Source organism: Chryseobacterium sp. ISL-6, assembly GCF_018613715.1.
GTDB classification, from domain to species: domain Bacteria; phylum Bacteroidota; class Bacteroidia; order Flavobacteriales; family Weeksellaceae; genus Chryseobacterium; species Chryseobacterium paludis.
On the sequence record NZ_JAGGPT010000001.1, the window covers coordinates 626,707 to 647,318 of the forward strand.

The 20,612-nt window shown below is 33.0% G+C and carries 22 protein-coding genes; 7 read left to right on the forward strand and 15 right to left on the reverse strand.

The features are described 5' to 3' along the window. Window positions 1–1,590 carry an MFS transporter gene (locus J7E44_RS02930; RefSeq protein WP_214825468.1) on the forward strand — a complete coding sequence of 530 codons (1,590 nt, stop codon included), beginning with the start codon at window positions 1–3 and terminating at the stop codon, window positions 1,588–1,590. A 140-nt stretch (window positions 1,591–1,730) separates the two neighbouring features. Here J7E44_RS02930 and J7E44_RS02935 read toward each other — a convergent pair whose 3' ends face one another. From J7E44_RS02935 to J7E44_RS02950, 4 genes are all read right to left on the reverse strand, one after another. Next, window positions 1,731–2,234 (reverse strand): endonuclease V, encoded by a 504-nt coding sequence (locus J7E44_RS02935; protein ID WP_214825470.1) that lies wholly within the window; start codon window positions 2,232–2,234, stop codon window positions 1,731–1,733. Window positions 2,235–2,240: 6 nt separating this feature from the next. Then, entirely contained in the window at window positions 2,241–2,609 is a 369-nt protein-coding gene (locus tag J7E44_RS02940; RefSeq protein ID WP_214825472.1) for a VOC family protein, read from the reverse strand. Beyond that, window positions 2,606–3,049 carry a GNAT family N-acetyltransferase gene (locus tag J7E44_RS02945; RefSeq protein WP_214825473.1) on the reverse strand — a complete coding sequence of 148 codons (444 nt, stop codon included), beginning with the start codon at window positions 3,047–3,049 and terminating at the stop codon, window positions 2,606–2,608. The genes J7E44_RS02940 and J7E44_RS02945 overlap by 4 nt, the downstream gene beginning before the upstream one ends. Window positions 3,050–3,161: 112 nt before the next feature. Next, window positions 3,162–4,202, reverse strand: coding sequence for a M28 family metallopeptidase (locus tag J7E44_RS02950; protein ID WP_214825474.1), 1,041 nt, complete (start codon window positions 4,200–4,202; stop codon window positions 3,162–3,164). 88 nt (window positions 4,203–4,290) lie between these two features. On the opposite strand from J7E44_RS02950, the gene J7E44_RS02955 reads away from it, so the two are divergent. Then, window positions 4,291–5,430 (forward strand): aminotransferase class I/II-fold pyridoxal phosphate-dependent enzyme, encoded by a 1,140-nt coding sequence (locus J7E44_RS02955; protein WP_214825475.1) that lies wholly within the window; start codon window positions 4,291–4,293, stop codon window positions 5,428–5,430. Window positions 5,431–5,490: 60 nt separating this feature from the next. Here the strand turns inward: J7E44_RS02955 and J7E44_RS02960 are convergent, their stop codons facing one another. From J7E44_RS02960 to J7E44_RS02970, 3 genes are all read right to left on the reverse strand, one after another. After that, entirely contained in the window at window positions 5,491–8,232 is a 2,742-nt protein-coding gene (locus J7E44_RS02960; RefSeq protein WP_214825476.1) for a sodium-translocating pyrophosphatase, read from the reverse strand. Between the two features lie 231 nt (window positions 8,233–8,463). Next, the gene (locus J7E44_RS02965) at window positions 8,464–9,075 is read right to left on the reverse strand and encodes an inorganic pyrophosphatase (RefSeq protein WP_172283200.1); all 612 of its coding nucleotides are present in this window, start codon (window positions 9,073–9,075) and stop codon (window positions 8,464–8,466) included. 23 nt (window positions 9,076–9,098) lie between these two features. Beyond that, window positions 9,099–9,611 (reverse strand): DUF7935 family protein, encoded by a 513-nt coding sequence (locus tag J7E44_RS02970; protein ID WP_214825477.1) that lies wholly within the window; start codon window positions 9,609–9,611, stop codon window positions 9,099–9,101. 139 nt (window positions 9,612–9,750) lie between these two features. Between J7E44_RS02970 and J7E44_RS02975 the strand changes: the two genes are divergently transcribed. Then, complete coding sequence (locus tag J7E44_RS02975; protein ID WP_214825479.1) at window positions 9,751–10,539, forward strand: FkbM family methyltransferase; 789 nt, start codon at window positions 9,751–9,753, stop codon at window positions 10,537–10,539. Between the two features lie 9 nt (window positions 10,540–10,548). Here the strand turns inward: J7E44_RS02975 and J7E44_RS02980 are convergent, their stop codons facing one another. The 7 genes from J7E44_RS02980 to pdhA all read right to left on the reverse strand — a co-directional run bounded on the left by J7E44_RS02980 (window position 10,549) and on the right by pdhA (window position 17,311). Beyond that, a complete protein-coding gene (locus tag J7E44_RS02980; RefSeq protein WP_251040459.1) occupies window positions 10,549–11,415 on the reverse strand; it encodes a phytanoyl-CoA dioxygenase family protein in 867 nt (288 codons plus the stop codon). 144 nt (window positions 11,416–11,559) lie between these two features. Then, on the reverse strand, window positions 11,560–12,480 hold the full coding sequence (locus J7E44_RS02985) for a hypothetical protein (RefSeq protein WP_214825482.1): 921 nt from the start codon (window positions 12,478–12,480) through the stop codon (window positions 11,560–11,562). After that, window positions 12,477–13,154, reverse strand: coding sequence for a RadC family protein (gene radC / locus J7E44_RS02990; RefSeq protein ID WP_214825484.1), 678 nt, complete (start codon window positions 13,152–13,154; stop codon window positions 12,477–12,479). The genes J7E44_RS02985 and radC overlap by 4 nt, the downstream gene beginning before the upstream one ends. A gap of 37 nt (window positions 13,155–13,191) precedes the next feature. Beyond that, window positions 13,192–13,764, reverse strand: a complete 573-nt coding sequence (locus J7E44_RS02995; RefSeq protein ID WP_214825486.1) for a murein L,D-transpeptidase catalytic domain-containing protein — start codon at window positions 13,762–13,764, stop codon at window positions 13,192–13,194. A 10-nt stretch (window positions 13,765–13,774) separates the two neighbouring features. Beyond that, window positions 13,775–14,443 (reverse strand): ABC transporter ATP-binding protein, encoded by a 669-nt coding sequence (locus tag J7E44_RS03000; protein ID WP_214825488.1) that lies wholly within the window; start codon window positions 14,441–14,443, stop codon window positions 13,775–13,777. Between the two features lie 144 nt (window positions 14,444–14,587). Further along, window positions 14,588–16,207 (reverse strand): dihydrolipoyl dehydrogenase family protein, encoded by a 1,620-nt coding sequence (locus J7E44_RS03005; protein ID WP_214825490.1) that lies wholly within the window; start codon window positions 16,205–16,207, stop codon window positions 14,588–14,590. 99 nt (window positions 16,208–16,306) lie between these two features. Beyond that, window positions 16,307–17,311: a pyruvate dehydrogenase (acetyl-transferring) E1 component subunit alpha gene (gene pdhA / locus J7E44_RS03010; protein ID WP_214825492.1), complete on the reverse strand. Its 1,005-nt coding sequence runs from the start codon at window positions 17,309–17,311 to the stop codon at window positions 16,307–16,309. 125 nt (window positions 17,312–17,436) lie between these two features. On the opposite strand from pdhA, the gene J7E44_RS03015 reads away from it, so the two are divergent. Further along, window positions 17,437–18,039 carry a phosphatase PAP2 family protein gene (locus tag J7E44_RS03015; RefSeq protein WP_214825494.1) on the forward strand — a complete coding sequence of 201 codons (603 nt, stop codon included), beginning with the start codon at window positions 17,437–17,439 and terminating at the stop codon, window positions 18,037–18,039. A gap of 8 nt (window positions 18,040–18,047) precedes the next feature. Next, window positions 18,048–18,515, forward strand: a complete 468-nt coding sequence (locus J7E44_RS03020; protein WP_214825496.1) for a BlaI/MecI/CopY family transcriptional regulator — start codon at window positions 18,048–18,050, stop codon at window positions 18,513–18,515. 113 nt (window positions 18,516–18,628) lie between these two features. Here the strand turns inward: J7E44_RS03020 and rbp are convergent, their stop codons facing one another. Next, the gene (rbp, locus tag J7E44_RS03025) at window positions 18,629–19,000 is read right to left on the reverse strand and encodes an RNA-binding regulator (protein ID WP_214825498.1); all 372 of its coding nucleotides are present in this window, start codon (window positions 18,998–19,000) and stop codon (window positions 18,629–18,631) included. A gap of 586 nt (window positions 19,001–19,586) precedes the next feature. On the opposite strand from rbp, the gene J7E44_RS03030 reads away from it, so the two are divergent. After that, window positions 19,587–19,982, forward strand: coding sequence for an acyl-CoA thioesterase (locus J7E44_RS03030; protein ID WP_214825500.1), 396 nt, complete (start codon window positions 19,587–19,589; stop codon window positions 19,980–19,982). Continuing rightward, complete coding sequence (locus tag J7E44_RS03035) at window positions 19,979–20,539, forward strand: helix-turn-helix domain-containing protein (RefSeq protein ID WP_214825501.1); 561 nt, start codon at window positions 19,979–19,981, stop codon at window positions 20,537–20,539. Before J7E44_RS03030 ends, J7E44_RS03035 begins: the two co-directional genes overlap by 4 nt. The last annotated feature ends 73 nt before the right edge of the window (window positions 20,540–20,612 follow it).

The following is a 20,612-nucleotide window of genomic DNA, read 5'->3' on the forward strand; positions in this document are numbered from 1 at the left end:
ATGCAAGCCCACAACATACCTATATTTAAAAGTTGGATACCCGAATGGCTGGCCAGAAGCGTAATTTTTGCAGTATTGATGACTTCGCTCTTCAATTTTGCCTTATATGGAAGACCCATGAGCATGGCAGGTTATTACGGAGTTCAACCTTCTGATGTACAATATGCCATGGTACTAACCTATGCATCAGCTGTAACATTTTTAGCTCTGGATTTTCGTATCACCAAATATTTTGCCCCCCGAAAGTATCTGATTATAGGACTTACTTTAAATTCAGTGAGTTCATTAATATGCTTTTATTCTAAAAACTGGGGTGTTTTTCTGATCTGCGGACTCGTTCAGGGAATTGCCTGTGCCCTCATTTGCAGCATCGTCCTCAATATGGTATTCTCCCGTTTGCAGTCTACAAGAGCAAGAGTAATAGGTTATAGTATTTTCTATGGAGCCATACAAATAGCAGTGCCTGTTTATGCAATTTACAGTAGTGTTCTACTTGATGTATCAGACTTTAACTGGTTATTTTTCGGATTGATCGTGATGCTGGTTGCTTTGTTATTTGTGATTTTAATAACAATGAATTCAAAAGCCAGGTTTCATAAAAAGATGCCCCTCTACAAAGTGGACTGGATCGGATATTTATACTACCTTACTTTTTCTTCTGTTGCTGGATATATTTTGATATATGGTCAGCAACTCAATTGGTTTGATAGTACGCTTATTGTTCTTTTGACCATATTCTTTATTATTCTGTTATTTCTTTTCATTGCCAGAGAAAAAAGGTTGAGACATCCAATAATTAATTTACAGATTTTTAAAGCTAAAAACTTTATAAAAGGCTTATTATTACTTTTTGTTTTTTACATATTTAAGGGAACAACCGGACTTACATACGGGTATATAGAGGTCGTACTGGGAACCGATCCGCTTCATATCATCCCTATTTGGCTAGCTGTAATCCTGGGTACAGCCGTAAGTATGTTTGTTACAGCCCGTTTTATCTTAATGGGAGTTTCCTTAATAAGGATTATTATAACAGGGTTTATCATTATGGCTTGTTATTATTTTTACATGCTACATTTTGTATCTTCAACAGGTGAAACTAAAGATTTTATTCTTCCGTTGTTTATCTATGGAGTTTCTACGGGGGTATTATTTGTTCCCATTGTGTCTTTTATGGCTTCCTCTGCACCTCCTAAAGTTGCTTTCAATGCATCCATGGTTGGTATATTTGCACGGTTCTTAGGATTTAGCACCAGTATGGCTGTAAACAATTACACGCAATTATACACCAGATCTGAAGCAAACGATAAAGTCCGAGAATCAATAACAGAAATCAATCCTCAGCTATCACTCACTTTAAAAAATATACAACAGGCCTATTTGAATGCAGGTAATGATATATACACTTCAAAAGGAGCTTCAAATGCCTATCTGAACTACTTTATAAAAGAACAGATATTGATACATTCAACGAAAGATTATTATGATGTGATGCTGGTTGGATTACTGGTTGTAATCGTTATTTTAATATTTCTACCGGGAATACAAAATATTGTTCTCAAACTGCGAAAAGGCAGCATTCCATATTAATCATTTAGCAATCAATCGTTTATCTAAATAAAGAATAGGAAGCAGAACTTTATTTCTGTTTCCTATTCTTTTGTAATATGCTGATATCATAAAAATCAGATGAATAATTACAATCACCGATTTCTTAGAAATAGATAGGATTATTCAATCCTTGTTAATTGATCTAATTTTTTAAGTAATGTTGGTATTCTGTACGATCCATGCATTTGTTCTATTTTGGTTTTTAAAAGATCCACATCCATTCCTTTTGATGTAAGAAATAATGGTGTCTTACTCTCACCCCTATAGATTTTTCTCCTTTGAGAATCTGGAGTTGAAAACTCATTTTTTGCAATTCCAACTACAGGATATTTTTCTTCTAAGGTTTGGTGTAAATAACCACCTAGCCCTATTTTTCCTTCATCATTTAAAGTTACATAACCGTCCACCAAAAGAATATCGCCTTCTTTAAGATCTATTTGTAACAATAGACTCAATATGCATGGAAGTTCCCTTTTGTAGAAAGCTCCACTTTCATAGTCAGACGTAATATTTGTTTTTCCACTGTAAATTATCGTTTCTTCAGCATCTTCCCAATCTTTAAATGCAAGGCAAATTGTATTGGCATATTCTTCATAGTAATACGTATCAAAAGCGTAAATCATATTCAATTACTGAGTGAAAAATTCTCCAAAATGCCATAAAATACCAGAGGGATCATGCACGAAACATTCTTTTCCCCAATCCATAGTCCTGATAGGCACCAGCTTTGCATCTGTATATTTTTCTGTTAGATTTAGAAATACCAGTTCTTTCCAGTAGTCTTCCACATTGTCAACTTCAACAAAGATCATGGTATTATCAATCCAGTCTTTTACATAGGCGTCCTGAAGGTAAAAAGCAATATCCCCTTTTTTGAACAGAGACAACTTGGTTTCTAAAACAATTTCTTCAAATCCCAGATCGGTATAAAATGCTCTACTGACAGCAAAGTTTTTAGCCCCGACAAATGGGCGAATAGATTTTACGGGTGATTTCATTGTTTTTCTTTTTTCCAGTTATTATAAGTCATCTCAAATTTAGTTTCCTTAGTTCCATGCATTCCTATATTCTGCCAGCCAAATTTTTCATAAAACCCTTCTGCTCTAGTTTTAAATGCAGTACCTAACCAGACACTTTTATCGGTTTGTTCAAAATACCAGTCCAGCATAATATTTTGAAGTTCCCGTCCGATTCCCATGTTCTCAAAATTGGGATGAACAAATAATGCCCAAATATTATTTTCTTTCAGATCAACGATTGAAAAGCCTACCATCTGATTACCAATTTCGCAGACCCAGCCTTTACCTCTTTCAAATAGAAATTCTTTGTAATCATTATCCGAAACAAGATTAGGATCAGATAGAATATTTTCTTTAACAGAGTTTCTAATCACCTGCATTTCCTGAATATCACTTTTCTTTGCTTCTCTAATATTCATTATTAATTTAATACTTTAATTAAAATATATAATCAATTATATTATAAATATTTACACATGAATGTTTAAAGTAAACGATGTAAATATTTTAAACTTATATAATAACAATTTATTATTTATCAACCGCAATTCTTTCTGTTCTGTTTGCAATTTCCCAAGCAGTAGCAAATACCAATTGAGCTCTTTTCTGTAGCAAGCTAAAATCAATCTTTTCTACATCATCAGTTGGTTTATGGTAATCTTCATGGATTCCGTCAAAGAAAAAGGCTACTGGTATATTGTTCTTTGCAAAATTATAATGATCTGATCTGTAATACAATCTATCCGGATCATTAGGATCATCATATTTGTAGTTTAGTTCCAGATTATTGGTTTTTTTATTAGCAGCCTCGTTGATCACTTTCAGTTGTGAGCTTAACATCTCTGAACCTATAACATAGACATAATTTTTTCCTCTGTTTTCCGGATCATCTCTTCCAATCATATCAATATTAAGATCTACGACTGTATGAGCAAGTGGAAAAACAGGGTTATCTGTATAATACTCCGAGCCAAATAATCCATGCTCCTCCCCGGTTACATGTAGAAATAAAATTGATCTTTTAGGGCCATTACCTGCTTTTTTAGCACTTTGAAAAGCCTTAGCAATTTCCATAACAGCTACGGTTCCACTACCATCATCATCTGCTCCATTATATACGACTCCATTTTTTGTACCTACATGGTCATAATGTCCGGAAATAACCACAATTTCTTCGGGCTTTTCTGAACCTTCAATAAACGCTAGGATATTCTCTGAATCCGGAAGATTCCTTCCTCCTCTTTGTTGCATGAAAGAAGCCGGAACTTTCTGATAATAAGACCCTAAGGTTTTAGGAAAAGAAATTCCATGCTCTTTATAAAAATTAACCATATACTCTCCCGCTTTTTTCTGTCCCGGGCTTCCTGTATCTCTGCCCTCCATTTCATCTGAAGCAATTACATATAGATTTTTCTTTAGATCATCAATCTTAATTTCCTGATATGCAGACTGAAATGCTTTTTCAGATTTTGATAATACTTTTGAAGAAGGTTGCCCATTAGTAGTAACCTTAGCCGTTTCACAACTTGATAGTATCACAACAGTAAAAAGAGGAATAAGTATCTTTTTCATTATAATATAATTTTCTTAAAAGTAACAAAATTTATTTAATCTATAACAAATTGCATTTTTCCTTATATTTGATTTAAATGCACAATAAATGGAAAATATTTTCGGATTTAATCATTATTCATTTTTTACGGATATGTCTGAATTGGCCTCAAAAAACAACAGTTTTGACTTGTCATTAGGGCTTCCTGATTTTGATATTGATCCCCGATTAAGATACTATCTTAAAGAATCTGCAGAGCTTAATTACCATCAATATGAGCCACTTGCCGGTAATCCTTTACTTATAGAATCCATCATAAAGTTTAATTTTAACCGTAAAAACTCTATTCATTTAAAAAAAGAAGAGATCACGATCGTACCATGTGCAACTTTTGCTTTACATACCTCCCTACAATGCATTTTAAATCAAGGGGATGAAGTTATTATCATCCAACCTTCTTATTACACTTATGGCCCATCAGTAGTCCTTAATGGCGGCATTCCTGTTTATTATGATCTTGACAATGATTTCACGATAAATTGGGATAAACTTCAAAATTGTTTATCTGAAAAAACTAAGGCGATTATTGTTAATTCTCCGCAGAATCCAACAGGAAAAATATGGTCTCAAACTGAATGGGATCAACTATATGATATGATCAAACATCAGGAAATATATTTAATTTCCGAAGAAATTTATGACACCTATTGTTACGACGATAAAGAGCATTACAGTTCTTTTATTCATCCGGAGCTGATGAAAAGAACATTCTGCATTTTTTCATTTGGTAAAATGTTTCATACCTCCGGATGGAAAGTCAGCTACATGTTGGCAACTCCTGATTTAACCTCTAAATTCAGATGTCATCAACAATATATTTCTTATAGTGCCAATGCACCAGCCCAATATGCCATAGCAAAGTATTTAGAAGTATTTGACCCATCCGAAAATAGAATTCTAATACAGGGAAAAAGGGATCTTTTTAATGAACTGGTTAAGAACACTCCATTAGAAGTTGAGCATAAATCTGAGGGTAGCGTTTTTCAGATCGTTAATTTCAGAAAAGTTTCTTCAACCATGTCCGATGTAGAATTCTCAAGATGGTTAACCATTGAAAAAAAAGTGGCATGCCTTCCTCTTTCAGCATTTTACAACTCGAGACAAAACTCTGATTACCTTAGATTTAGCTTCATTAAAAAAGATGAAGTGATCATTCAGGCAATGGAACATTTAAGAAAGAACTTATAAGATATCAATCAAAAAAAAGCACCACATATTGTGGTGCTTTTATAAAAATATTATTTTGAATTAAAGAGAAAGAACCCTCACATCAATCCTTCTGTTTTTTGCTTTACATTCATCAGTATCATTTGCTTCACAAACAGGATATTGAGAGCCATATCCTTCCGCTTCCACTCTATCTGAAGAGATTCCCATTTCCAATAGCTTCAATTTAGCCGTCTGTGCTCTCAGATTGGATAACCTTTTATTACTATCTTCATTTCCTGTATTATCCGTATAACCTCCTAGTTTTATTTTTAGATTAGGAAAGGCATTCAGCAATTCCGCCAGAGTATTCAGCTGCGCTTCAGAACCAGCTTTAAAATCACTAGAACCACTCTCGAAATACAGATTCTCAACAGTATACCAATTGTTAGGATCTAAAACAGATTGGTTTTTATTTTTAATGTTATTATACATTTCAAACAAACGGCTGTTTTCTCCAATCGAAATAGTATTTCCATTGCTAAGCTTTATGTCCTGAATATTTCCTGTTTCATATACGAAATCTCCATTTTCATTTAAATGCCCTTTAATCTCGTTTGATACTACAGCAGCTGTAGCAGATGCAGAACCGATGTTTTGTATACCTGAATGTGCTCCGACTTTACCTAAAAGAGTTTCAATTGTTGCCTTTCTTTCAGCTTCAATTTTGTCTTTATGCAGTGTTGCCAATGTTGGAGCAATGACCAATGATACAATAGACATTAATTTAATCAAGATATTCATGGATGGCCCTGAAGTATCTTTAAATGGATCTCCAACAGTATCACCAGTTACAGATGCTTTATGAGGTTCGGAACCCTTATAATAAGTTTGTCCGTTAATTTCTACTCCCTTTTCAAATGATTTTTTTGCATTATCCCAAGCTCCACCAGCATTGTTCTGAAACATTCCCATTAAAACTCCACATACCGTAGCTCCAGCCAGAAATCCTCCTAAAACTTCAGGTCCGAAGATAAATCCTACCAATAATGGAGATATTATAGCAATAGCCCCCGGAAGCATCATTTTTCTGATTGATGCATCTGTAGATATAGCAACACATTTTTCATATTCTGGTTCCGCAGTACCTTCCAGAATTCCAGGGATCTCACGGAACTGTCTTCTTACTTCTTCAACCATAGCCATTGCTGCCTGTCCAACAGCCGTAATTGCCAAAGATGAAAAGATAAAAGGAATCATTCCGCCCACAAACAAACCAGCTAAAACATCAGCTCTGTAGATATCTATTCCATCAATTCCTGCAATTCCTACGAATGCAGCAAATAAAGCTAAGGCAGTTAAGGCAGCAGAAGCAATAGCAAATCCTTTTCCTGTAGCAGCGGTAGTATTTCCTACAGCATCAAGAATATCTGTTTTTTCACGCACTTCTTTTGGAAGCTCACTCATTTCAGCAATTCCACCTGCATTATCAGCAATGGGCCCAAAAGCATCAATGGCTAACTGCATTGCAGTAGTTGCCATCATTCCGGCTGCTGCAATAGCAACTCCATAAAGACCTGCGCATAAATAAGATCCGTAAATACCTCCCGCCAAAACAATAATCGGAAGCAAAGTAGATTCCATTCCTACAGCAAGACCTCCAATTATATTGGTTGCATGCCCTGTAGAAGATTGTCGTACAATACTGGAAACAGGTCTTTTCCCTATTGCCGTATAAAATTCAGTAATGATACTCATCAGCGTACCAACAACCAATCCAACCATGATGGCCCCGAAAACACCCATTTTAGTAAACTCGTGTCCTCTTAATACCATGGTTTCAGGTAATATATAGGTAACTAGAAAATAAGAGGCTATTGCAGTAATTACAATACTTCCCCAGTTTCCTAAATTCAAAGCATTTTGTACACTAGAGGTTGAAGCCCCATCGTTATCGTTGATTCTCACAAATAAAGTTCCTATCATGGAAAAAATGATTCCTGTTCCAGCTATAAGCATTGGAAGAAGAATGGGCGCGAAGCCTCCAAAAGAGTCAACCGAAATTGTTTCTCTTCCTAATACCATTGTAGCCAATACCGTTGCAACATATGAACCAAATAAATCAGCTCCCATCCCCGCAACATCACCAACATTATCCCCCACGTTATCAGCAATCGTAGCTGGGTTTCTTGGGTCATCTTCAGGAATTCCCGCTTCTACTTTTCCCACTAAGTCAGCACCAACATCGGCAGCCTTGGTGTAAATACCACCACCAACTCTTGCAAATAAAGCTATAGATTCTGCCCCTAAAGAAAACCCCGTAAGAATCTCTATTGTTTTCTCCATTTCATGGGAATCAACAGTTGCATCTGGTGCGAAGATCTGTTTAATGATTAAAAATAAAGCTCCCAAACCTAAAACAGCCAAACCAGCAACACCCATCCCCATCACAGAACCTCCTGTAAATGAAACTTTTAACGCCTTAGATAATGACGTTCTTGCAGCTTCTGCAGTTCTTACATTGGCTTTTGTAGCTATCTTCATTCCTATAAAACCCGCAGTAGCAGAAAAGACAGCGCCTACAGCAAAGGCTACCCCAATACTCCAATGTGAATTGGAATTACTCATCCCCATTATCGCTAATAAAATAGCTACAACTACTACAAAATAAGTTAAGATCTTGTACTCTGCCTTTAAGAAGGCCATAGCACCGTCAGCAATGTGTCCGCTGATAATTTTCATTTTTTCATTTCCGGCATTCTGTTTTTGCACCCAATTACTTTGTATAAAAGTATATAGTAGAGCGATAACACCAAAAACCGGAACCAAATAGAACAAATTCATAGTTTATTATTTTTATATTAAAAAATTGTAATTAGTTTTATAAATATAACAAAATTTCCAAATGCTTTGTAAAATCAACCCTAATTAATCATATTATTATAAATAAAATCATCACCAAACAATGAATTATACTCTGTAAAATGAAAATTATTCATTTTAAACTCCCCTTATTGCAAAGAAAAAAGGCAGCTGAAAACTCAACTGCCTTTATTTATTTATCGAAAGAAATTATTATCCGCCGAATTTTTCCGCGTAATCTTTTTGAGACGCTTTAATTACTTTTCTAGCATGTTCAACCCCATACACCTCCTGAATTCTACATTTAGCAGGCTCATCCGGTAAGTTTTTGTATGTTAAGAAATAATGCATCAGTCTTCTTACTTCAGCTTCAGGTAATTCAGCGATATCTCTGAAATGTCCAAAAGCGTGGTCACCTACCATTACCGCTACAATTTTATCATCAGCCTCACCACCATCAATCATTTTGAAACCACCGATTGGAATAGCTTCCATAAGCATTCCTCCTGAATGAATATTGTGTGAACTTAATACACAAATATCTAATGGGTCATGATCTCCCATTGTTACATCATCTGCTCCACTCTCAACAGCTAACTTCATTACTTCATTATGGCAATATGTTCTTGGAACAAAACCATATAGAGCAGGAATAATATTTGAAAATTTCTGAGGACGGTCTACTTTTAAATATCCAGTTTCCTTGTCAACTTCATACTTAATAGTATCTGAAGGAACGATTTCCACAAATACATTTACAACATTTGGCGCATCTTCCCCTGCAGAAATCCCATGCCACGGATGTGCTTTAAAATTTGGAATCATTATATATATATTATTTTTTTAAGTTATGCTAATATTAAAATTTCTCTCCTTAAGTCTTCTATTGTAGTTGCAATATAGTCTTCATCATTCATATAATTCATAATAAAAACGGTCTTAAATTCGTTCAGATTGGGATTATTATTTAAATCTTCATACGTCTTATGAAGAAGATCAATAATTGCACTCTTACAATCGACTATATTTTTCCACGAATTTTTTGTCAAATAAAGCTGTTGAGAAGAATTATACTCGAATTCTTCGTTGATTGTTTTTTCAGTAAGAAATACAAACTCATGAACCGCTAAATTCTTATCAAACTTCTGAATAATATTAGAAGGCTTTATCCTTTCCAGAAAAAGTGTCATCCTTTCATATGAATGAGTCTTATTTTCGGAATTTGATTTTACAGAAAGAAGTTTTATCTCCTGATTTTTAAGGGTAATATAAGTGTGTACGAATTGTCTTAGCAAAACCAAAAAAGGAATTGCAATAATTAATGCAAAAGCATACGGTAGATATTCTGAAAAACTTGTCATAATTCGATGTGCAAAATTACTAATAATTTACTGTTCTGTATGCAAGTTTAGCCCTTTTATTTTTCAATTTTTATTTAAAAAATAGTTAGATAAATATAAATACTCTTAATTTGCGTTATCAACTATCACACTACTTACAATGTCTTTAAAAAACTATATTTCTAAGGTACTTTTTAATAAAAATATGAGTGGAAACCTGAAAACGTTTCTTGCATTTATTGTTAATTCAAAAAGATATAGTTCAAAATTCAAAAAAAGTAGTTTGGATTTCAGTAATAATGAAATTTTTGCTTACAATTTTAAAAATGGAAACAAAAGATTTGACACTTATCTAAGAACCTTCAAGGGAGATATTGATATTTTTTATGAGATATTCTGGAAAGAAACTTACAAAGAACACCTTCAATTTTTAGTCAATGACCCTAAAATCATTGTTGATCTCGGAGCACATATTGGGATGACATCGATGTACCTTTCATTAAAATATCCTAATTCAAAAATATATTCTGTTGAGGCATCTCAGGAGAATTTTGAAATCCTAAAAACCAATACAAAATCATTTACAAATATTGTGTGCTTAAATGCTGCTGCTCATTTTGAAGATGGAACATTAAAGTTCGGAGGAGATGAACTTTCATACAATCAAAAAGTATCTGAACAAGGTATTCTTACAAAGGCTTTGTCTATGGGAAGTATCATGAAAAGCTATGATATTGAAAAGATTGACTTGCTTAAAATTGATATTGAAGGAGCAGAGATCGAATTACTTAGTAAAAATAATTCATGGCTGCAGAAGGTAGAAAATATTGTAATCGAAATACACCCACCTTATGATGCTAAGAGTTTAAATAACGACATAGAACCCTATAACTTTTCTATAAAAAATCAGAGAAAAGATGTATTATTTGTCAATAAATCATTAAGCTAATAGTTAGAATTACAACTCAAATAATGCTGGTCTCTGAGTTACTTCGTGATAGCATACACTATTTTCGTCAAAGTAATGATAAACCAGACTTTTCCTTGTTCTCTCTTTGTCCAAATGTGGTTCTCCCCCATGCAAAATATTAGCATGCCATATCAAAAGATCGCCTTTTTTTGCTCTGAAAATTTCTTTCTTCAGACCAAGCTCTTTTACTTTATTTTCTAAAAACTCTTCATAGGCCTTATAACTTTGTTTGCCAATTTTAAAAGCATTTCCTTCATTATCATAATCTGAATTTAAAAAATATGGAAGTTTATGGCTTCCTGGAATATAATGAAGTGCTCCATTATTCTCATCGATATCTTCCAGTGCAATCCACACTCCTAAAAGTCCTCCCAGAGGATAAGTAGTCATATGAATACTGTCGGAATGTGTTTTTTGCTGACTCCCATTAATAAAATTAATACTTTGAAAAAGCTTTGCTTCCCCATCAAGTAAAACTGAAAGAAAGTCAAGAAAATCTTTATCATTACCAATCATTCTGATAATATCAGAATGATGAATTGCAAACATTAATTTTCCACCATAACGAAACTTCAAGGTTCCTTCGGTCATTAATTTTTCTATTTCATCATTAATTTGATCAACTATTTCTGTGTTTAAATAATTTTTTAAGATAAGATATCCATTATTATTGTAGTGAATAGTACTTTCTTTATTTTCTTGTGATAATTTTTTATAAAAATTGGTATTTATCAATTTTTCATGATCTATCCCTCTTTCACTTGCTGGAAGATGGGAAAAATCTTTACTTGAAATACTTGAAAAATAACTTTTATTAACACCATATTTCTTATACAACGGAATATTGTGTTTCAACTTTTTCTTATTGAAAAAATTATAGATTGCATATGGTAATTTATAGTTTCGAATCTGTTTAAACATAAATAAGATATGGTGTTAAAATAACTTTGTAAAATTATAAATAATATTTAGAACCAATCTAAACAATGATTAGGTTTACTATTTTAAGTTAAAGAATTTTCCTTTAATAATGAGTGCAATTAAATCTTTCACAAGTTTTTTTACAGAACTCTCGATAATACCATAAGGTCTAAATTCGGGACGAAAACCTCTGAAGAACTCCTCTATATTAGGAAGTTCCCCCCCTTCAAAATCGAATATTTTAGTTTCTATAAAATCTTTAATAACATTATCTATAAGCACAGAAGCTCCAGAAATCTTCACATATTTTTTATCATTAAATGTTCCTAATAAAGCTACAGTATATTTATCTTCGTAAATAGCTATAACATTGATAATACTATTATTATAATAAAAAGCAGAAAATTGAAGATGTCCCAAGTGATAAAACATTTCGAAAATCCTTAAAAATCCACTCAGATCCCCTTCTTTATCTAATCCCAACATATTAGCCTCTATAAAGCCTTTAGCTTCATTAAAGGTTACCATCTTTATTTTAGATACATTTAAGACATCTTTATCTAGCCTTAATTTCCTTTTTCTTTTAGGTGAATATTTAGAGTATACATTTTCATAAGAATCCGGAAGAATTAGAAAGTTTTTTCTTAATTCTATTTGGGAATGAAATTGATTACAATCGTTAAATTTATAAACTCTAACAAGATAATTTTTATTCAGGTATCCATAAAAGGCTTCATTAATTGATATATCTTCTTTCTTTGAAAAGATACCTAACTGCTGACATAACATTGGGTTATGGACAATCTTTAGTCCATATTTTTTCACATATGGAATTGGCATTACTGCTTCATAATCATTATAAACCAGTAATTCCCAACGGTTATTGGAAGAAACATCTAAAAAGACTTTCGAAGCTGAGTATTTCCTTTGCTCAGAATTTTCCAAACATTGTGCATACTTTACAAAATCTATTTCACTATATTTTAATCTCTTAATCATACTAATCCTTCGTCCGAGAAACTAAAATATGCGTTTTGCGTAATAATTAAATGATCCAATAACTGAATATTGAGGAATTTCCCTGCGTCTTTTATTTTTTTAGTAACATCCAGGTCTTCTCTACTTGGTTTTAAACTTCCAGAAGGATGATTGTGGGCAATAACAATTCCTGTAGAAAAATTATCCAAAGCTGTTTTAAATAAAATCCTCACATCAACAATAGACTGGCTGATTCCCCCTTGCGTTAATTGAGAAATCTGAACCACCTTATTGCTTTGATTGAGAAAAATAGCCCAAAATTCTTCGGTTCTTAAATCAGACAAATGATTTTTAAAAATAACATAGGCATCATGACTGTTTGAAATTATTGGTTTCTCAGAAATTTCCTGTCTGCCCCTTCTACGTCCTATTTCAAGAGAGGTGGCAATTGATAGTGCTTTTACTTCACCAACACCCTTAAATTTCATTAAATCTTTAATAGATAGTAAACTCAAGTCATGCCAGTTATTATTTACTGTAGATAAGATCTTTCTAGCAAGTTCTAAAGCAGTTTCATCTCTGCTTCCGCTTCCCATAACAATTGCTAAGAGTTCTGAATCAGAGAGTGAATCTTTACCTTTTTGTAAAAATTTTTCTCTGGGTCTATCATCCTCTGCAAGAAACTTAATGGACATAACTGAAGTTTAAATTAAAAGTACAAAGTACGAATTTTTAATAGAAAGCGTACAAAATAACAGGCTGTTTCGATGAATCAATATATCGGGCAGTTTGTTTCAAGGCATTAAATGAAAGCATAGGACAGCCTAAACTTAAACAAGCTGGATTTTGTGATTCATTATCAGGAATACAACTATAAGAATGAAGAACGATAGCCCTTTCCATAGCATTATTATTGGTAATGTCCAGACCATTTAACCGATAAGACTTTCCAAATCTTCCGGAATAACTTTCTTTGATCTCAAATTTACCTAATGATGACTGATAGGAACCTTCAACATTGCTGAAATTGAGTGCATCAGAATTCTTTATCACTGAACCTGAACCATGAGCTACAATAGCCTGTTGTAATATTTTATTATTTTTCAGATCGTAAATAAAATAACGGTACTTCCCCGAATAGACTCTAAAATTGATAAATACAGCAAGATCCTGATTATAGTTCTTTCCTTTTAAAAATGTTCTAATCTCTGTAATTCTGGATTCTGGCAAATTTGATATGCTTTGTGATTTAAAACCAAAAGTAAAAGACAATAACACAAAAAGAACAATAATTTTTCTCATCATTAAAACTACATTATTCGATAATCATTCCGTCTTTCATGACCAGTTTTCTATCTGTAATTTCAGCAAGATTCGGATTATGGGTTACAATCACAAATGTCTGATTATATTTATCTCTTAAATCAAAAAATAAACGATGCAAGTCATCTGCATTTTTTGAATCAAGGTTACCGGTTGGCTCATCAGCAAAAATAGTTTTAGGTGAGTTAATAAGCGCCCTGGCAACCGCTACCCTCTGTGCCTCACCACCAGATAACTGATTAGGTTTATGATGTAGCCTTTGCTCTATCCTTAGGTCTTCAAATAAAGCGTAAGCTTTTTCCAAAGCTTCTTTTTCATTGGCTCCTGCAATTTTGGTGGGAAGCAAAACATTTTCCAAAGCTGTAAATTCAGGAAGTAACTGGTGAAATTGAAATACAAAACCAATATTCTGGTTTCTGAACTTAGAAAGCTGTTTATCATTCATATTGATAAATGATTCTCCAGCCAAAGTAATTTCCGTGTCGTAATTCTTTGAGTTGGTAGGCGAATCCAAAGTTCCTAAAATTTGTAGAAGTGTAGATTTCCCTGCTCCGGACTCTCCTACGATAGAAACAACTTCTCCCGTTTTGATATGAATATCAACACCTTTTAATACTTCTAAATTCCCATATGACTTATGGATATTTCTTGCTATAATCATGGTTCAAAAATAGTGAATATAAATAAAATTCTAATGATGTTAATACAATTTTTTAATCAGTAGAAATCCTCTCAGCGTTAAAGTTTTAAAAACAAAAAACCTCTCGAAATGAGAGGTTTTTTGTTATAATACAAACTGGACTGATTACAGTAATAAAGTTAAAGGACTTTCCAGATATGTTTTTAAAGTTTGTAAGAATTGGGCACCCGTAGCACCATCTACTACTCTGTGATCACATGCTAATGAAAGCTTCATGATATTTCCAACAACAATCTCACCATTTTTCACAATTGGTTTTTCAATGATTGCACCTACAGAAAGAATTGCTGAGTTTGGCTGGTTAATGATACTTGTAAATGTTTCAATTCCGAACATTCCTAGATTAGAGATCGAGAATGTAGAACCTTCCATTTCGTTTGCTTTTAAACCTTTAGATTTAGCTCTTGAAGCCATATCTTTTACAGCAGCCGAAATCTGAGTGTAATTCATCTGATCGGTATTCTTAAGAACAGGAACAACCAATCCGTCAGGAATTGCAACAGCTACTCCAACATTAATATTTCCTCTGTGAATGATCTTATCTCCTGCCCAACTTGAATTTACCTGTGGATGTTTTCTTAATGCAACAGCAGTTGCTTTAATAATCATATCGTTGAAAGAAATTTTAGTATCTGGTAAAGAATTGATTTCTTTTCTGGCCTCAATTGCTTTATCCATGTTGATCTCCACCATCAGATAATAGTGTGGAGCAGAGAATTTACTTTCAGCAAGACGTTTTGCAATAATATTTCTTACCTGAGAATTTGGAGTTTCTGTATCTTCTCCCTGAACAAAACTTAATGCTACTTGAGCTGCCGCTGAACTTGCCGCTGGAGCAGAAGTATTTGGTTTTGCCTGAGAAGGCTGATAATTTTCAATATCTTTTTTTACAATTCTTCCGTTTTCTCCGGATCCCTGAACACCATGAATATCAACACCTTTTTCCTGCGCTATTTTCTTAGCTAAAGGAGAAATTGCAACTCTGTCTGTAGATGAAGAACTTACTGCTTCTGTTTCAGGTTTTTCTTCAGACTTAGCTTCTGGTTTTTGTTCAGCAGGTTTTTCTGAAGTCTGAGTTGCAGGTTTTGCAGCTCCAACTCCTGAAACATCTGTTCCTTCGGGACCAATAATTGCTAGTACTGAATCTACTGGAGCAGCTCCGTTTTCCTCAACACCCTGCTTCAATAAAACTCCGTTAAATTCAGATTCAAAATCCTGAACCGCTTTATCGGTTTCGATCTCAGCGAGAAGGTCACCTTCTTTTACTGTATCACCAACGTTTTTATGCCATTTAGCCACTTTCCCTTCTGTCATTGTATCAGAAAGTCTTGGCATTGTAATAACTTCTACACCAGCAGGAACTTCAGCAGAAGTTTGTTCTACACTGGTTTCTTTATTTTCGGTTTTAGCCTCTTCTTCAGATTTTTTCTCCTCCGAACCTTCGGCTGCGGGAGCATTACCCCCTTTTAAAGAAGATATATCTTCACCTTCATTACCAATGATTGCAAGAACAGAATCTACAGCTGCAGCACCGCCTTCTTCTACACCAATGTATAAAAGGGTTCCTTCTATTTCAGATTCGAAATCCTGAACAGCCTTATCTGTTTCAATTTCAACTAAAATATCTCCTTCTTTTACTTTATCGCCAACGTTTTTATGCCATTTCGCCACTTTTCCTTCCGTCATCGTATCGGAAAGACGAGGCATTGTAATTACTTCTGCCATAATTTTTTAATATGATAATGAATTAATTTGATAATTTGATAATGAAAGGGAACATGATAATTAACTCTTTGTCATTATCATATTATCTCATATTATTTATTAGTTATTTTCCAGTTTGTTTACGAATGGATAATTTTCCTGCGCATAAACATACTCATAGATCTTCTCTTGCGTAGGGTATGGAGAGTTTTCCATAAACTCAACACATTCGTCAACAAAATCTCTGGATTTATTTTCAATAGCTTCCAATTCAGCTTCAGTTGCCCAATTATTTGCTAAAATTCTTTCTTTTACCAATTCAATAGGATCATCCTTTTTATGAATTGATACTTCTTCTTTAGATCTGTAAGGTTCAGCATCAGACATAGAGTGACCTCTGTAACGGTAAGTTCTTGCCTCGATAAATGTTGGCCCATCTCCTCTTCTTGCTCTTTCTACAGCTTCATAAGCTGCTTCAGCCACTTTCTCAGGATCCATAGCATCTACAGCAAGACAAGGCATTTCATACCCTAATCCTAATTTATAAATATCTTCATGGTTTGCTGTTCTTTTTACAGAAGTTCCCATTGCGTATTGATTGTTTTCAACAACAAATACTACAGGAAGTTTCCAGTTCATAGCCATGTTAAATGTTTCATGTAATGAACCCTGTCTTGCTGCTCCATCTCCGAAGAAACAAACATTTACAGCTTTTCTATCAAAATATTTATCTGCGAAAGCAATACCAGCTCCCAAAGGAATCTGTCCCCCTACAATACCATGACCTCCGTAGAAACGGTGTTCTTTACTGAAAATATGCATAGAACCACCCATACCTCCAGACGTTCCTGTTGCTTTTCCGCAAAGTTCTGCCATGATTCTTTTAGGATCTACTCCCATTGCCATTGGATGGATATGACATCTGTAAGCAGTAATCATACTATCTTTCGTTAAATCCATTGCATGTGTAAAACCTGCAGGAATGGCTTCCTGACCATTGTACAAATGTAAAAAACCTCTGATCTTTTGTTTTAGATAAAGAGAACGGCATTTGTCTTCAAACCTTCTCCACATTGTCATATTTTCATACCACTTAAGGTATACCTCTTTAGAAAATTCTTTCATGTGCTAGCTCTTGCTTATTTATTATGAAATAGTTGAGCAAAATTATAAAAAAAACTTCGTTTTTATTGTATACATACCAATTGTTTTTTTGGTTATAATGTTATATTTGAGTTTTTAATTTAAACATGGAAGAAAAACAAACATCATCGATACATAAAATCTCTAAAATTATCTCAGAATTTTTTAATCCTTTGGTATCGTTATTTTTATTTTTCGTTTATAAAAGTATACGGGATTACTCCCTTAAAGACTCAATATTATACTTTCTTCCTATACTCCTTATCATCATATTACCTGTAATTATCTGGCTCATCTGGAATGTAAAAACAGGAAGGTACACCAACATGGATGTTTCAAACAGAGTTCAGAGAAAAACTTTCTATATTTTCACTGCAATTACCGTTATCCTTTATCTCCTTTTCCATTACATCAAAAACGGAACGCTTGATTTTTTAATGTTGTTCATACTTATTCTTCTTTTTGCTTTACAAGTAAGTAATTTCTTCATTAAAAGTTCTATGCACACTGCTTTCAATGTATTTGTTGCTTCTTTATTCTACTCGTTAGATTGGAAAATGGGCATTGTATGGTTAGGTATAGCTGTTATTGTAGGGATTACAAGAGTCATATTAAAAAGACACACCGTAAAAGAAGTATTTATGGGTGGAGGAATAGCTTTTCTAATTTCTTTTCTTTATCTTTATTGCAATATACACTTTCAACATTAGAATATTTTATGAAAATAAATCACCTTACAACTGCAGAAGAAAACTTAATGAAGCTATTCTGGAAGCTCGATTCATTTTATTTGAAAGATGTTATGGAGCAGCATCCGGAACCAAAGCCACATCAAAATACGGTCTCCACTTATTTAAAGATCCTGGTTGAAAAGGGTTATCTTTCTACTCAAAAAGAAGGTAGGATCTTTAAGTATACAGTAACAATTCCACATGAAAATTATAAAAAGTTTTTATTAAAAGAGCTTTCACATAATTTCTTTCATGATTCTGGAAAAGAAATTCTACAGTTTTTATTTAATGAAAAACTAATATCTAAGGATGACTTACAAGAGTATTTTGATCTTAAGATTGAAATGAAACCTGTAAAAGCTAAAGCGCCGAAATTGGAAATAGCCAATGAGATTCTTAATCCGAAAAAAGATAAGAAAAGTAGAGATAAGAAGAAAAAGAAGAAGAAGGATTAATTTCTAAAAAGAAAGTATTCTATATTTAAAAAGTACATCTTATATCATATATAAACGGAATACTTCGAGAATAAAAGACATAAAAAAAGCGGCTTAAAAGCCGCTTATATTTTTTACCAACGATTTCCACCGCCGTTTCCACCACGGTTGTTACCTCCGCCGTAGCCACCGCCACCGTTTCCACCTCTGTTATTTCCATAACCACCACCGCTTCTGTTGTTATCGAAGCTTCTTCTTGGCTTCTCCTCTCTAGGTTTAGCTTCAGAAACGTTAAGTGTTTTTCCGTTGAATTCTTTCTCATTAAGAGCTTCAATAGCCTGCTTTCCTTCTTCTTCCCCCATTTCTATGAAACCAAAACCTCTGGAACGACCAGTTTCTTTGTCTGTAATGATTTTTGCAGAAGATACTTCTCCAAATTCTGCGAATAAATCTTGTAATTCGTACTCTTTAGTTGAGTAATTGATGTTTGAAACAAAAATGTTCATTGTTAAATAAAATTATAATAATTAATAAAAATTTGGTATATAAAAGAAAAGCAACATATATTAAATGAACAAATATTGATTCCAAATATAAACGTTCGCAAGATACAATTTAATATTTCAAATCAAAACCTTTTTATAAGTATTTTATCACTCACTTTTGATGTACGCATTAAAATTATCGTTAAACAATATTTTTTAATTGTTATAAAATAATATTTTGGGTATTTCTTTACAAAAATTAAATATTTTTTAACATTAAATCTAACACCAAATTAACCTTTATATAGCAATTAATACAGTAAAAATACATATTTTCAAATTAAAACCACAGTTATTCCGCTTTATCGTTAAACATTTTTAAAATTAATTTAACCTTACATTCTAAAAATACCCTGTTCAAGTTTATGATTTTCTTTATAAGAATGTGTACAATGGATTAAATAATAAAATTATACGTTTTACTTTTTAAAACAAATAACAAAACAAGCTGATTGAGAAAATAAATATTTCTCTTTAGATAACTAAATCCCTTTCCTTTGATTAAGCCATTTTTTAACGTTAAATTTGTATCTCAAATTATTAAAAGATGAACTACCATACTAGAAAATGGGTAAAACCAGAAGATCTTAATCCTAATCATTCACTTTTTGGAGGAAGATTATTACAATGGATTGATGAAGAGGCAGCACTTTATGCTATTATCCAGTTAGAAAACACAAAAGTTGTTACCAAATTTATTTCAGAAATCAACTTCATTAGCTCAGCCAAACAAGGTGATATTGTTGAAATTGGTATTGAAGTTTTAGCATTCGGCTCCACATCTATCACTCTTCAATGTGAGGTAAGAAATAAAATGACTCACCAAACTATTATTACGGTGGACAAAATTGTGATGGTTAATTTGGGTGAGGATGGCAATCCTATTCCACATGGAAAAACGCAGGTTGAATTTGTAAAAGACCGATTAAATAATCCATTATGAAAATCTTTATAAAAAATATGGTTTGTGGCAGGTGCATTTCTGCCGTGTCAGCTATTTTTAATGATTTTAAGATTGATATAAAATCTATACATCTTGGTGAAGTTGAAACCGAATCTGATATTTCAGATCAAGAATTAACTTCCATCGAAGAGCAGTTAGAAAAGACTGGTTTTGAAAGAATAAAAGATTCTTCACATCAATTAATTGAAAAGATCAAAAACCTTATTATCATAAAGATCAGTGAACTTGATATTGATGAAAACTTCTTATTATCAGAATTTCTCACCTCAAAACTTCATAAAGATTACAGTTCACTTTCCAAAACATTCTCACAAAACGAAAATATTACATTAGAACAGTTCTTCATTCTTCAAAAAATTGAGAAGGTAAAAGAGCTTCTTTTGTATAATGAATTTAACTTAACCGAAATTGCAGGAAAGTTAGGCTATAAAAGCGTACAGCATTTATCCTCACAATTTAGAAACAGTACGGGTTTTACTCCCACCGAATTTAAAAAACTAAAGGTTCATAACAGAAAACCTTTGGATTTTGTCTAGGTATTTTAGATGCTGGTGAGAGACTTTTAGTTTTATAATAAGATAAGATTATAACAATCCATTTTCTTAAGTA

Coding starts and splice junctions, on each gene's coding strand:
- J7E44_RS02930 (WP_214825468.1), top strand. CDS start 1: ATGCAAGCCCACAACATACCTATATTTAAAAGTTGGATACCCGAATGG.
- J7E44_RS02935 (WP_214825470.1), bottom strand. CDS start 2,234: ATGATTTACGCTTTTGATACGTATTACTATGAAGAATATGCCAATACA.
- J7E44_RS02940 (WP_214825472.1), bottom strand. CDS start 2,609: ATGAAATCACCCGTAAAATCTATTCGCCCATTTGTCGGGGCTAAAAAC.
- J7E44_RS02945 (WP_214825473.1), bottom strand. CDS start 3,049: ATGAATATTAGAGAAGCAAAGAAAAGTGATATTCAGGAAATGCAGGTG.
- J7E44_RS02950 (WP_214825474.1), bottom strand. CDS start 4,202: ATGAAAAAGATACTTATTCCTCTTTTTACTGTTGTGATACTATCAAGT.
- J7E44_RS02955 (WP_214825475.1), top strand. CDS start 4,291: ATGGAAAATATTTTCGGATTTAATCATTATTCATTTTTTACGGATATG.
- J7E44_RS02960 (WP_214825476.1), bottom strand. CDS start 8,232: ATGAATTTGTTCTATTTGGTTCCGGTTTTTGGTGTTATCGCTCTACTA.
- J7E44_RS02965 (WP_172283200.1), bottom strand. CDS start 9,075: ATGATTCCAAATTTTAAAGCACATCCGTGGCATGGGATTTCTGCAGGG.
- J7E44_RS02970 (WP_214825477.1), bottom strand. CDS start 9,611: ATGACAAGTTTTTCAGAATATCTACCGTATGCTTTTGCATTAATTATT.
- J7E44_RS02975 (WP_214825479.1), top strand. CDS start 9,751: ATGTCTTTAAAAAACTATATTTCTAAGGTACTTTTTAATAAAAATATG.
- J7E44_RS02985 (WP_214825482.1), bottom strand. CDS start 12,480: ATGATTAAGAGATTAAAATATAGTGAAATAGATTTTGTAAAGTATGCA.
- radC (WP_214825484.1), bottom strand. CDS start 13,154: ATGTCCATTAAGTTTCTTGCAGAGGATGATAGACCCAGAGAAAAATTT.
- J7E44_RS02995 (WP_214825486.1), bottom strand. CDS start 13,764: ATGATGAGAAAAATTATTGTTCTTTTTGTGTTATTGTCTTTTACTTTT.
- J7E44_RS03000 (WP_214825488.1), bottom strand. CDS start 14,443: ATGATTATAGCAAGAAATATCCATAAGTCATATGGGAATTTAGAAGTA.
- J7E44_RS03005 (WP_214825490.1), bottom strand. CDS start 16,207: ATGGCAGAAGTAATTACAATGCCTCGTCTTTCCGATACGATGACGGAA.
- pdhA (WP_214825492.1), bottom strand. CDS start 17,311: ATGAAAGAATTTTCTAAAGAGGTATACCTTAAGTGGTATGAAAATATG.
- J7E44_RS03015 (WP_214825494.1), top strand. CDS start 17,437: ATGGAAGAAAAACAAACATCATCGATACATAAAATCTCTAAAATTATC.
- J7E44_RS03020 (WP_214825496.1), top strand. CDS start 18,048: ATGAAAATAAATCACCTTACAACTGCAGAAGAAAACTTAATGAAGCTA.
- rbp (WP_214825498.1), bottom strand. CDS start 19,000: ATGAACATTTTTGTTTCAAACATCAATTACTCAACTAAAGAGTACGAA.
- J7E44_RS03030 (WP_214825500.1), top strand. CDS start 19,587: ATGAACTACCATACTAGAAAATGGGTAAAACCAGAAGATCTTAATCCT.
- J7E44_RS03035 (WP_214825501.1), top strand. CDS start 19,979: ATGAAAATCTTTATAAAAAATATGGTTTGTGGCAGGTGCATTTCTGCC.